The following is a 13,120-nucleotide window of genomic DNA, read 5'->3' on the forward strand; positions in this document are numbered from 1 at the left end:
TCATCATTGTCCTCACGCATAGTCCTGCAAACTTAGGCAAGCATTGCAGGGTATTTTAAAGATGGTTGCTGTATCCCAAGTAAATCATATATTCTCTTGCTTTAATGCATCAATAATATTCTCCTTTTTTATTTTAGCTCCGGAATAAACAACCGCAGAGCTGACAATGACAAATACACACACAATGACAGACAGAACGCTCATCCAGGGCAGGGTGAACCCATAGCTGAATTTGTTCGCAAATGCTTTATAGATCAGAACCATCAAGGCGAAACTGAGAGGAAGCCCATACAAGAGCGACTTGACCCCATAATAAACACTCTCATAGTTCAGCATTTTGGCAAACCCCTTTGGCGTCGCGCCTACGGATTTCAGCATCGCAAATTCCCGTTTGCGAAGAGCCAGCCCCGTTGAGATCGTATTAAAGATGTTCGCAACGGAAATCACAGAGATTAATACGATAAATCCGTAAGAAAAGACGTTCATCAGCAGAATCTGTTGTTCTTCTCTTATTCTGTATTGATATACATTGTAGACATTCAGATGGGTCTCGTTCATCGCTTCAATTTCCTGCTGCGTTTTCACCGGTTCCGTGCTTTTCAAATGGAGGTACATCGGAGCGTTAGCCAGCTCCTCGCCGTCTGCCAGCCGCTTCATGACGCGTTCCGACACGATCATATTTAACCCGCCTACGCCTACCGGGCTTATCCCCATCGGTGCCTTATCCGTCAATGCGGCGGCAAATATCACTTGATTTGCCTTCGTTTCTTCCCCGCTCGCTTTAAAAAAACTCGTTAGCTCGATAGGTTGTCCGATATTCGCATATATGGACTTCGTCTGAATATATTTTCCCGTATCTATATCTTTGTAATGAATCGTATCCATCACGATTGCGGCGGGATGATCCAGATCCGTAAGCTGTTCGTAATCTGCGTGAGCCGCTCTGGCATAGGCTTGCAGGCTCGAATCATTCAGTGCATAGAGCTTAATTTCGTAAGGGTATTTCCCGTCTTGCAGCATACTCTTATCCTGCTTAACCTTCTCCTGCAATTCGTCGGCGATGCTTGCTGCATCGACCCAAGCGTTCCTGACTAACTCATGACTGACGCTGTATTCCGTGACGCCATCCAGAGATACAAGCGATTGCATCAACCGGTCATCTAGTCTTTCGCCATTACTGGACGACACTTCAATATCGTAATTGATGCCTTCCAGCGACAATGCCAGAGATTGTGTCAGGCCAGCCGTGAAAAACGATATCGTCAAAAACAAAACGATGCTGATGACAAGCGAAAAAAGAATAACATGATGTCTTCGTTTGTTCCTTTTTAAGTTTTTCAGTCCGATTTCTGCTTCAATTCCGAAGAGCTTACGAATGATCTTCGATGTCTTCACTGCTTTGGCCGTAAGCTTTACGTCAGTGGTTTGGCGAATCGCGTCCATGGGAGATACCCTGGAGGCTTTAACCGCCGGGAGATACGCCGAAACGAAAATCGTCAGCATCGAAACAAGACAAGTCATCAAGAGCAATAACGGCGTGACGATCAGCCTCAGCTTTTCACTGGTCCATAATGCCCCTTCAATCATTGTGTTCATGAACGAGAAGGTGATTCCGATGCCGGCAAGACCGCATAAGATGCCAATAGGAATGCTGATCAAACCAATGATGATCCCTTCAAAGAATACGGAATTTCGCTTCTGCCTTTTCGTCGCCCCCACGCTCGCGAGCATCCCTAAATAGCGGGAACGTTCCGAGACGGATATCGCAAAGGCGTTATAGATGAGTCCAACCGAGCCAATGATAATGGTCCCCATAAGGATTGCCGATAATGAGAACATCATGCTGGATGAGGCTCCGCTGCTGGACAAGCCATAATAATGAAGCAAATCGTTATTATATTGGACAGTGTGAATTTGGTTTGTCTCAGCCAGCTTCTCCGCATGTGCGAACAAGAACGGATTGACCTGCTTCAAGACCACCGACGCATCGACCCGATCCTCTCCCCCGATGATTTGATCATCGACATAGCTAATGATCGTATAAGCCGGGGCCCAAGCCGTTTCCGACACCGGACGTTTAATGAAACCTACCACCGTATAATCCTTAATTACGCTATGCTGTAATGTCTCGGTCAATGTGCCGTCTTTCCTGCGCAGCGGTGCCGTCTGATCCAGGGGATGATCGCCCCCTTGTTCGAATCGGTCGCCGACGCGAAGCGTTAGACGGTCACCGATTTCGTACTTCACTTTGCCATTTGTTGCAACAGACTCGGAGATCACAACCTCCTTGTCCGTGTGCGGAAGACGTCCCTTGCTTATTTCAATCTGAAATTGTGTGAACCCTTGCACATCATATTCCTTAATGAACAAGTACGGCTTATTGGAATTTTGTCCCCCTTCTAATGGGGCATACCCAAGGTCTCTTGTGATGGCAACCGTTTTGGTTGCATCATCGCCCTGTATCGCTGCAAGCTGTTTCTTGGTTATATCCTGATACTGAATATGCCACTCCCCTGTATCTGAGATCGTTTGTCTAATCATTAAATCCGCAAAGGAAAAAATAAGCGTAATGACAGCGGTCATCATGGATACCGAAATAATTACGCCAAAAATAGTCACAAGTGTTCGTCTCTTGTTCTGCTTCAGATGCCGGATGGTTAATGTGTTGACAATATTCATCGCCTGATCACCTCGTTTTTGGCAATCCTCCCATCTTCAATCGAAATGATTCTGTCGGCTTGCAGGGCGATCCGTTCGTCATGCGTGATTACGATCAGTGTCTGATGATAGGTCTTATTTAGCATTTTCAATAAAACGATGATTTCGCTGCTATTCCTGCTGTCCAGATTCCCGGTGGGTTCGTCGGCCAGCATGATCGCAGGATTGCCGATGATCGCCCTGCCAATTGAGACACGCTGCTGCTGTCCACCGGATAGCTGATTCGGCAGATGGTTTAATCGATGCTGCAAATTCAGCGTATTCACAAGATCAGCCAATTGCTTTTGATCTACCTTTTGTTGATCCAGCAAGAGCGGCAGCGTAATATTCTCTTCCACCGTCAGGACGGGAATCAGATTGAAAAACTGGTAGATCAGCCCGATTTGCCTGCGTCTGAAGATAGCCAGCTGCGTTTCGTCCAAGGTATACATATCCGTATCCTGAACATACACTTTCCCGCCAGTCGGTCGATCCACACCACCCAGCATATGAAGGAGTGTCGATTTCCCCGATCCGGAAGGTCCGATAATTGCGACGAATTCACCTTTTTGGACCGAAAAAGAAACATCATCAAGCGCCTTCACCGCTGATTCGCCTGTGCCGTATATTTTGGACAAATTTTCAATGGTTAAAATCTCCATTGCCATCCCTCCTTCCCTAGATGCTCAATTCCAGGTATACACCATCTCTCTATATCCAACATCCCAAAGGGTTTCATTCCCCTCAATGGTTATCTTAAGCTCATTAGCCCCGGTGAGATGAAGGATCCTATTATCCGGCTCATGGAGCTGATCTTCTGCAGATACAGACAGGAGCTCCTGCCCGTCAACGGTAACCTTTAGGCTGCCCTGAAAATCCTTATGATCAGGAATTCCATAATTCAAGCTAAGATACAGTTCTCCCTTATTGTCTAGCGAATACGTATAGGTTTCCTTCTTTTTACCTTCGGTGCCATACACATTATACTTAGGTGTCACGTCTTGACCGCCAATCTTAAGACTGTCCTGTTTGATTCCCGTTAATCGATTTCCGGTGCTATCTTTCCATTCGTTTATCGCTACAAAAGGGGCCAACTCTTTGGTGAACACTTGATCAACTACTCCGAAGACCCCCCACACGCCGAGCATTAATACAGCACTGGCAATTCCCGTAGCAGTGATATTTCTCCAGTAGTTTTTTGTACGGAAGCCAATCTTGTAGCCCCCGAATCCAATAGCAGCGCCCACTGAGTTCGTTATGACGTCGTTCATGTCAAAGCTGCCGAGGAATGTTAGGGCCTGGATGGTCTCCAGCACAAGAATGGACAGGATAAACCCTGCCATGAAGCGAACAAAGCTGGTGCGGTATAACAACGGAAACAGTATGCCAATAGGTATGAAGGCTGCAATATTTCCAATACCCACCAAGTCCATCAGTGTCGGATGTAGAAGATCGGAAAGACCCGGCACCCTAAAAAAATCGTCCGGCAAAAAAATAAAGGTGTACTGACTGGTTTGATCTACAGTATCCGCTCTGCCGAAAGCAAAAAACATAAAATAAAGAATAATCAGGGTGTAGCCTATCGTGATGAAAAAAGTAATTTTGCGCTGCTGCTTCATTTGCATGGTTGTACCTCCATCGTTCATCTGATGAATATCATTTTATCTGTCTAAAATGACTTTACAGTGACTTTGGAGGTGACAGTTCAGTCACTTACGGAGTGCTGTTAAATGACATGCTTATAAAATTTGATCCGAAACTCTGTACCGGTCCCGCTGTCGCTCGTTACATCAATCACGCCGTTCTGGCTTGCAATGATGCTGTGAGCCATCGCAAGCCCTATACCGATGCTTCCTTCATTAGCATTCTTTCCTTTATAAAAACGTTTGAATATATAAGGCAAATCCTCTTTCGGAATGCCCCCTCCGTTGTCAGCAATAACGATTTCCGTAAATAGCACATTGTCGGAAAATGTGATGGTAATCGCACCGCCCTCAGGGGTATGCTCCACTCCATTCTTCAAAATATTGATAACCGCTTCAGCAGTCCAATGGAAATCGCCGTCAAAAGAGACGTTATCATCCCCTATGATGGAAACGGTCTGGCCCTTAATATCCATCGGAATCATAACCGGCTCCAGTGCCTTTTGGATTAGGGTTTTCATGTGTATTCGATCTTTTTTGAACGGGATAGTTCCCGCATCCATTTTCGCTAGCTTTAATAAGGAAGAAACAAGCCAATCGATCCGTTCAAGCTGAATGCGGATATGATGGGTGAACTCCGTTCTTTTGAGTGGAGGCAGATCAGGGGCGCTTAACAGATCTGCCATGACTGTCATAGAGGTGATCGGTGTTTTGAGTTGATGTGAAATATCGGAGATGGCATCGGTCAGTTGAAGCTTATCCTGCTGCAATAGCGAACGATGCTCGGAGAGCATGCGTGTCACCTTGTAAATATCATTCTTTAAGATGCTAAGCTCACCTTCTTGATTATCGCGAGGGTCAAGGGAGGCCTGTCCGCTGCTAATCTTCCGCAAATAGACGGACAGCTTCTCCAGCTCGTAATATCTCCGTTTTGTGAATAATATAGCTGTGCCGGTAAGCAGCACGGATAAAATAATAACCAGGGCTGCGGCGGCAGACGAAATGAAAGCAGCAATGACGATCGCCGATAAGCTGATCGAGCCCATGACGAGTAATAATATTCGATTTTCCCGATTGCGCAGCATCTAATCACCAACCTTATAGCCTAAACCGCGTACCGTTTTAATCAGAGCCGGCTGCTCTGGATTATCCTCCAGCTTTTCCCTTAGCCTTTTGATATAAACCGTTAACGTGTTGTCATTCACGAAGTCGCCGGCCACGTCCCAGATTTGCTCCAAGAGCTGATTCCTGGTGAGGACCTGTCCAACGTGGTTGCCAAAGATCAGCAATAAGCGGTATTCCAAGGCGGTTAGCGAAATTTCGTCACCGTTTTTATATACTTTGCCTTCCAGCGTATGGATGCGCACATTGTCAATGTCGATGACCGCTCCGGCGTGGGACAGCTTCTGGTATCTCCGCAAGACGGATTTGATCCTGGAGAGAAGCTCGCGAACCCGAAAAGGTTTGGTAATGTAATCATCGGCTCCCATATCGAGTCCCATCACGACATTGACCTCATCATCAATCACTGTTAAGAAAATGACCGGGATATCCCGTCGTTCCTTCACCATCTTGCATAATTCATAGCCCGTTCCGTCTGGAAGCTGTAAATCGAACAGGCACAAAGTGAACTGATCGATGTCTTCGGCGAGCACCTTTCGGGCTGAAGCGGCATCAGGCAGAGAACGGTCCAATAACCATCTTGCTGCAGCGAATATTCCAGTCCCGACGCGATCGTCTTATCATCTTCAACTAATAATATTTTCATCTGAAGGTCATCCTTATGATTGATTTTAGAACAATTAATGAATTCCACGGATTCGTTTCTTTATAGTGATAAATGCCGCCATATCCTCCGATTAGCAGCTGCCCTTCTTGCTCATTATAATCATTCTGATTTCTTCTAACCACATTCTCAAAATAGATTTCCTTAATTCCACAGCAATGATCCAATTAGTCTATAATAGTTAGGTAAAGGAATGAGGATTAAATGATAAAATCATTTTTAATGTTAGGTCAATCTAATATGGCAGGCCGTGGATTCTTGCATGAAGTCGACCCTATATATAATGAAAAAATCAAAATGCTGCGGAATGGACAGTGGCAGATGATGACAGAGCCGATTAATTATGACCGTCCGGTCTCCGGTGTAAGCCTGGCGGCGTCTTTCGCCGATGCCTGGTCGAACGCCAATCCTAATGAAGAAATTGGTTTGATTCCTTGTGCAGAAGGCGGCAGTTCTTTGAATGATTGGCATCCGGAGGGCATCCTTTTTCAGCATGCTTTGTCCGAAGCCCGCTTCGCCTTGCGGTCCAGTCAAATCTCCGGAATTCTTTGGCACCAGGGTGAGAGCGACAGTTATCATTCGCTGCATGAAACTTATTACGAGAAATTAACCCTGATCATCGAGACCCTAAGAAACGAATTGAAGCTTGATGAGGTGCCGTTGATCATTGGCGGACTTGGTGATTTCCTTGGGAAGACTGGTTTTGGATCAGCAAGCAACAGAGTATAGACAGATCAATGAACAATTGCAGCGCTTCGCTAACGAACAGCCAAATTGTTATTTTGTAACAGCGGCAGAGTTAACCGCGAATCCTGATGGAATTCATATAAACGCGGTATCGCAGCGCAAATTCGGCTACCGCTATTTCGAAGCTTTTTCGAACAAGTGTCATGTCTTGGAGCCCCTCCCGGGCGAGGAGTTATCGCTGAAAGTAGAGCGCGACTATTCGAAAACAGAACAGATCTACCTTCATAGCATGGATTTGGCTTTGGGTAAAATTACTTACGCCGAATTCGAGGCGCAGATGATGAAGGTTATGCAGCCCTGATCCCTTTCGCTTAAAGGGTCTATCGGCGAAAACAAAGGGCGGCCTGGAAGGCCGCCACTGTTGTTTATACTATGAATAGATAGGCTTGATTCATAATGATTCTTTATAGTAATTCCTTCAGTACATTTTTTGCCACACGTACCTTACAACTGAATAATATTCACTTCAAGCGATTCTGCAATCTTATGTAAATTCAATGCAACAATATGTTTTCAAACCATGCAATTTCATTGAGACAGGTTGGTGTAAGAATAGAGAAGACAATTTAGTATGGTTAAATGAAGAATATGCTGATGACCAAGGGGGAGTAGCCAATCTTTTTGTAAGTGCCCGTGAATTGGCTTTTTGGGGTTATCTTCACCTGAACCGTGGACTCGTTAATGGACAACAGCTTGTTCCGAAAGAGGTTATAGAACAAGCTACAACCAATCAGAGCCCGGCAAATCTTGAAGATACATTGCCTAGGAATGGCTTCGCTTGGTGGATTCAGGATACGCCTAGAGCTATTTCTGAAATAGGAAATACACTCCCACCAGGGTCCTACCAAATACTAGGACTAACTGGCTGTGCCTGTTTGGTTATTCCTGAACATCGGCTAGTCGCGGTTAGAATGTATAACCAAGTAGGTCCAAATCCACCGGGGTACGACTACTTGGAGGATATTAAAGCTTTTGGAGACAATGTTTTATCGTGTTCTTTGAATTAATTATTAATTCCTCTGTTGCTTTGGCACTACTTATGATACGGTTCCCCGCGCTGTCTGTAACGGCAAGTTTTAGGGCCATCCTTGGCGGGATGACCCATTTCATGCTTTATTTGACGAAAAATAATACAGTTCCAAAATGATTCGTAAACCTCTTATAATCGGTAACCTCCCGCAACACGATAATGGTCGGGTACGAATTAACCTTGCGTTGGATCAGTCCAGCCAATATCTCCTTCTGTTCGGTACAGTAAAACTTCCCTTGATGATACTCAATGATAAGAGGCGGTAGAGCGGAATGATCTTCGGTTACATTCACATGGGAGTTACTGATATCGATTTCATCACTTTGAATAAGACGCAATGGAAACTTTACGACCCCAAAATAGATTCGGTCTACAACGGCATTTTCTGTATGGACAGATGCGTTTTTAGAAAGCTGCCAGTAGCAGTACATCCACTCTTCAAGTATCCCGCCATTCGCATATTCCACAGCTGACTCAATAGTCGGGGCATATGCTGCGTAGTCAGCCTGTTTCTTCGAGTAAAGGATTTTTTTAATTGAATCCAAAGACAAGAAGTATTCGTCAGCAAGCTCCGACACGGTACGTCCATGGGCGTACTTGTTGCGAATCATACGATTTCTTCTCTGCAACTGCTCCCGGTAACCGGAGGCTGCACCCCAAGCTTTCTTTTCCTCTCCCGCGGGAATGTAAAGAAGTTTACCCGAGGCGTACTTTTGAACTTCTCTCAATAGTTCCTCTGGAAGGATGTCGCTGCCATTCTCATATTTCATATTATCACCGTCTACAAAGCGTAAATTCGATCTTTTAGTTCGCCGATAGATTTCATCATACTTGTACACGATTCTGTATCGTCGATCGATGCGTGCCAGCGCAATCCATCTATCCCTTTATAATACGCCATACATAAGAACCTTTCCTTGAAGTCGGGAATGATGATTTTCCGATTCTTGCAGTACTCCATGAGAAGCTCCGGTATTCGCAGATAAGGCTTGTTTAAATCCATGATTGCAAAATCGATCAGGCAGTCTCCAATGCCAGAGTAGCTCCAGTCGGGAAACCCCACCGTGGTTTTACCATCCGTAATCATGTTGATGAAAAACGTAAAGTTATTTACTAAATAACGTCTGCCCTCGCAATAAGGAATTCGAGCCTCCATCTCTTTGTAGTACTGCTCAAAGAAATCCCGTTGCAAAACCGTCGTTCCGAACATCTCCCTCCAATTATACCAATACCCTTCTTTGTCCTCAGCAAACGTGTCGGTCAGAAAATCTCTGCCACTCTCATATTCCGGTGTGCCATCCTCGTTGAACCGTCCGTAGCCCTCTAATCCCGATATGTCAGAACTATGAATTTCAAATAGACTGTCAAATATCAGCTCGTGACAATCCTTGAATTGTTCGGGGCTTAATTGATCGGCCACGAACCCATTCGGGGTCATGTTGACCTTATCGGATAGCATGGACCGCAAAAAATCATCTTTACTCATCTTCTCATCTCCTTAACTTGATTCACAACTCACTGCCATCAGGTGCGCATCTGATATGTAAAATCATAGCATTGGATAGATTTAGGGAATAGGCAATCAATGGCTTAAAGCGACTTTACACAGGTTAAAAAACTTGCCCCTACTTATAATATGTACTGAAGGCCGCCGAAGTAAATCGGCAGCCTTTGCAATTATGCATTCAGCTTCAGTTCTGCTTGCTCCTAAAATACTCTGCTGTTTCAAGAATTTCATCATTTTCTGATAATAATCCTCGATCAATAAATACTTTTAATAATTCTGGAGCTACCTCTCGTGTCACTTCTAGTAATCTAATGTATTGCCATTCGTCCGCCCAATCAATAATTCTATTAACAACTTCAGGATAGTATTGTGTCAACCACTTGAGTGGTATTTTCTTAATAGCATCTCTTGCTAAAGTAATTACAGTTATGTTCTGACTCTCGCAAGCATAATTAACAAGAACCCCCAGCACTTTCATTCCAATTTCAATTGGCATTTGGTCGAGGGTTTTTAGACTTTCATAGGCATCCGGAAGTACTTTGTTAAGCGCTTTGCGTAACTGTAACTCGTAGGGATCAACTAATTGGCTGTCCATTATTATTCACCTCCGTAATCCACTGGTAAGGCCTTGAACTGACAATAATTCTTTAATGTATGTACTTCATTGCCATTGTGTAATCCATTGCCTGATTGTCTTGACTAGTCATTAATTTTTCGCCGTCACTTATGGTACGGTTCTCCGCGCTCTCTGTAACGGCAAGTTTTGCATCCGAGATTACATTCTTTGCTGCGTCGATGGCATCATGACGTTATAATAATCCGTAAAAGTACTTTATTTATAACGCTCCATTATTTTGTAATTCCAAAAAGCTCGCTAAAGTCCGTTTGCTCCATCTTCTCTGCTACGCGTGACCCCGCCTCAACCCATGTCCTTAAGGCTCCGTTCCAAGCCTGCTGCGGGATTTTCCGAAAAATTCGCCCCTACTTATGATACGGTTCAGCTTAACGAGTCTCTCGGTGAAAACAAAGAGCGGCCTGGAAGGCCGCCACTGTTGTTATAAATTCATTTGTGCATACCATTTTATTTATACTATGAATAGATTTGTGTCACGATTCCGTTGGTGAAGACTACATATTGGTAACCGTACCTCCACACGTCTACTTTAATTTCGCTGTAGACCACCTGAGATGTGGAGGAAGGCTTGCCCCAGGATAAATCCACCTGCGCCTTGCTCATACCTATTGCTATTTGAGATGCTTTAATCGTATTCCAAGTGGATGAGGACCAATTATATTTCTTATAAGGATCATAAGATAGGAAGGTGTATGGATCGCCTAAAATGAGCGTCACGAAACCTCTCGAAGTCACTTCCGACTTTAACGTCTTGCCTTTAACGGTAGCGAATACAATCTCAAAGTTATCTCCGCCTACCGGCAGGATATCTGTGACCGTCACCTTAGAGAATCGTTCCCAGTTGCTATAATTATTGACCCAATACGATTTACCGATTAGTCCGGCAAGATTGCCCTGCGTGACCTTCTTTTTAATCTGCGGTGTGTCGGCCGATTCAACAACCAGCGTCCCTGCACCGATCGACACCTTCATCACTTTAAGTTTCGAATCCCATAGCGTCACCGCGCCGAGATTCTTCTTGAGGAAGTCCGCAGGGAAAACCGCCTCACCCTTGTTTAAGCTAACGGCACTACTCAGCATGACCTCTTTTCCATTCACAGTAGCTGTATTGCGTCCATTCGTTAAGCGTATAGCAGTTAAACCCATTTGGACATTATAACTTTGGTTTGCGGAATCATACGTAACTGTGCCACCCAACGATTTAAAAACACTTTTAATAGGTAGCATGACGATTCCATTAGTATTCGCCGCTCCAGTTAGATTAGCGCCCAGACTGGCCGATACCGTAATCGTTTTGCTATTCCCTGCCGCCGTTGCGGTTATCTTCGAGTCGCCAACTCCTAACACCTTATAGCTGCCGTCATTCTGTTCCTGTAGAAGATAGGGCTTGTCAACCTGAAGAGAGCCTTCCTTGCCTGACAAAGTTTCCTTATAGCCGTTGTTGTACGTTTGTACGATTTTAAATTGAATCGTGTTTCCTACCGCCGGTTTGGAGTTGGAGGCTGTGAGCGTAAGTCCTGACACCGCTGGCGGTTCGACTTGCGTAACACTTCCATCACCATAGATGTTCCAACTTCCATTCGTCTGCAGAACCAGCCACTTCTGGCCGCCTACTGAGGAGACTATAGATTTATTCTTTTCGTCATTAGGCTTGTCTGCGAGCGAACCCTCGTAAGGTGTAACCTTTACGGCATTTGTGATACCTGATATTTGTGTGACTAACTGGAAAGACTTGCTTGTGCCACTCCAGGTAGGTTCGCCTAGCCATGCCGTTCCGTCTTTCTTGGTAACAAGAAGCTGATCTTCACCGGCACTTTCAATATAGGCTGCGTCGGTCGTGACAACTTGAGGGAAGTACTTCACATCTCCATCATTGTAGTCAAACTTCAACAAATCAACGTAAACAACCTTCCCTGTATTATCCATATATGCAAGTGAACGATCACTTACCAATTTCAATGCCACAATCGAAGAGGAATCGGCGACTTTATCTGCCACATATTTAACGTAAGAGTGGTGAATCTCTCCGCTATTTGTCACATAAGCCGTTGATCGAAAGCCTGTTGCAAGCAAAGAGATGTCGGTTAAACTCTCTATTTGCTTACGGCTTTGTAGACTCCATACCGTGCCGTCATTTTTCAAATAATATTGCCCCGTAACCAGTTTGATATCGTTTTGCGTTGTATCAACTGTAGGAAGAGAACCGTTATTCCATAAAATAAGTTCGCCTTTACTGGAAATTCCATAGTCGTAGAATTCGCTAAAAGCACGTTCAGTACTGTAAATTGCCGAGGCGCCAACGTTCACCTTCTGATAACCCGACGCTGCCCACGGTCGCTTAAGCCAGATCGTACCGTCGTCCATCAGAAGGGTGTCCATTTGAACGTCTTTAATGCGCGGGGAAACATCCGCCGCATCGGAGCGCCCAGGAAAATAAAACACGCTTAACATCATAAAAATCGACAATACCGCCACCAATCCTATTTTTCGCACTCAATGCTGCCCCCTAGTGGTTTTCCAGGAATAGAACTCAATTCCTAGTAATGTGAAAATATTACCATGAAGAAGCAGGGATATTCAATCATTAATAAGTGAGTCTTTTAACCCATATTCTTTATAATAATTCCTTCAGTACATTTTTAGCCAAACGTATCTTCTCATCATTGGCCTCACGGAGCATGCTAACGATATCCTGTATATCACTTTCTGCTGCGGTAACCATGAACTCTTCACCCTGGTACGCAAACAACTGAATAATATTCACTTCAAGCGATTCTGCAATCTTATGTAAATTCAATAAAGAAACGTTCTTCTCCCCACGTTCAATCTGCCCTATGTATGAAAAATGAAATCCGCCCTTCTCCCCAAGCGCCTCTTGTGACAGTGCCTGCTCTTTCCGAAGAGCACGTATCCGAGCTCCTACCTGCTTCAATATTTCCTTATCCATCACCGTATTCACCTCTCCATGTCCAAAGTGCAGACAAGTTTCCTATACAAGTCTAGCCCGTTATCACATGAGATTAGCTCATATTATGAGAAATCACAAGCAATACAAGACTGCGTTCTTTCTTTGTCA

The 13,120-nt window shown here is 44.7% G+C and carries 10 protein-coding genes and 2 pseudogenes; 2 read left to right on the forward strand and 10 right to left on the reverse strand.

All coding sequences use genetic code 11. The annotated features are described in order from the left end of the window. Positions 1–84 precede the first annotated feature (84 nt). The 5 genes and pseudogenes from MKY86_RS31380 to MKY86_RS31400 form a co-directional block, all read right to left on the reverse strand. Positions 85–2,679, reverse strand: a complete 2,595-nt coding sequence (locus MKY86_RS31380; RefSeq protein WP_076083976.1) for an ABC transporter permease — start codon at positions 2,677–2,679, stop codon at positions 85–87. Next, the gene (locus MKY86_RS31385) at positions 2,676–3,359 is read right to left on the reverse strand and encodes an ABC transporter ATP-binding protein (RefSeq protein ID WP_036723022.1); all 684 of its coding nucleotides are present in this window, start codon (positions 3,357–3,359) and stop codon (positions 2,676–2,678) included. Before MKY86_RS31385 ends, MKY86_RS31380 begins: the two co-directional genes overlap by 4 nt. A 24-nt stretch (positions 3,360–3,383) precedes the next feature. After that, the gene (locus MKY86_RS31390) at positions 3,384–4,322 is read right to left on the reverse strand and encodes a VanZ family protein (RefSeq protein WP_076083979.1); all 939 of its coding nucleotides are present in this window, start codon (positions 4,320–4,322) and stop codon (positions 3,384–3,386) included. 101 nt (positions 4,323–4,423) lie between these two features. Next, positions 4,424–5,425, reverse strand: a complete 1,002-nt coding sequence (locus MKY86_RS31395) for a sensor histidine kinase (RefSeq protein WP_076083982.1) — start codon at positions 5,423–5,425, stop codon at positions 4,424–4,426. Next, positions 5,426–6,108: pseudogene (locus MKY86_RS31400) on the reverse strand (response regulator transcription factor). 222 nt (positions 6,109–6,330) lie between these two features. Here MKY86_RS31400 and MKY86_RS31405 point away from each other — a divergent pair. Together MKY86_RS31405 and MKY86_RS31410 are read left to right on the forward strand one after the other, a co-directional pair. Further along, positions 6,331–7,174 (forward strand): annotated as a pseudogene (locus MKY86_RS31405) (sialate O-acetylesterase). Positions 7,175–7,349: 175 nt separating this feature from the next. After that, positions 7,350–7,880, forward strand: a complete 531-nt coding sequence (locus tag MKY86_RS31410) for a serine hydrolase domain-containing protein (RefSeq protein ID WP_340827910.1) — start codon at positions 7,350–7,352, stop codon at positions 7,878–7,880. A gap of 106 nt (positions 7,881–7,986) precedes the next feature. Here the strand turns inward: MKY86_RS31410 and MKY86_RS34260 are convergent, their stop codons facing one another. From MKY86_RS34260 to MKY86_RS31435, 5 genes are all read right to left on the reverse strand, one after another. Continuing rightward, positions 7,987–8,673 (reverse strand): CD3324 family protein, encoded by a 687-nt coding sequence (locus tag MKY86_RS34260; RefSeq protein ID WP_076083988.1) that lies wholly within the window; start codon positions 8,671–8,673, stop codon positions 7,987–7,989. A gap of 11 nt (positions 8,674–8,684) precedes the next feature. After that, positions 8,685–9,389: a hypothetical protein gene (locus tag MKY86_RS31420; RefSeq protein ID WP_076083991.1), complete on the reverse strand. Its 705-nt coding sequence runs from the start codon at positions 9,387–9,389 to the stop codon at positions 8,685–8,687. Positions 9,390–9,594: 205 nt separating this feature from the next. Then, positions 9,595–10,005 carry a hypothetical protein gene (locus MKY86_RS31425; RefSeq protein ID WP_076083994.1) on the reverse strand — a complete coding sequence of 137 codons (411 nt, stop codon included), beginning with the start codon at positions 10,003–10,005 and terminating at the stop codon, positions 9,595–9,597. Between the two features lie 495 nt (positions 10,006–10,500). Further along, positions 10,501–12,537 carry a copper amine oxidase N-terminal domain-containing protein gene (locus MKY86_RS31430; protein WP_076083997.1) on the reverse strand — a complete coding sequence of 679 codons (2,037 nt, stop codon included), beginning with the start codon at positions 12,535–12,537 and terminating at the stop codon, positions 10,501–10,503. Positions 12,538–12,658: 121 nt separating this feature from the next. Continuing rightward, a complete protein-coding gene (locus MKY86_RS31435) occupies positions 12,659–12,994 on the reverse strand; it encodes a helix-turn-helix domain-containing protein (protein WP_076084000.1) in 336 nt (111 codons plus the stop codon). Between the last annotated feature and the right edge of the window lie 126 nt (positions 12,995–13,120).

Origin of the sequence: Paenibacillus sp. FSL R7-0333 (assembly GCF_038000365.1) — a bacterium.
In the GTDB taxonomy this organism is placed as follows: domain Bacteria; phylum Bacillota; class Bacilli; order Paenibacillales; family Paenibacillaceae; genus Paenibacillus_AQ; species Paenibacillus_AQ silagei.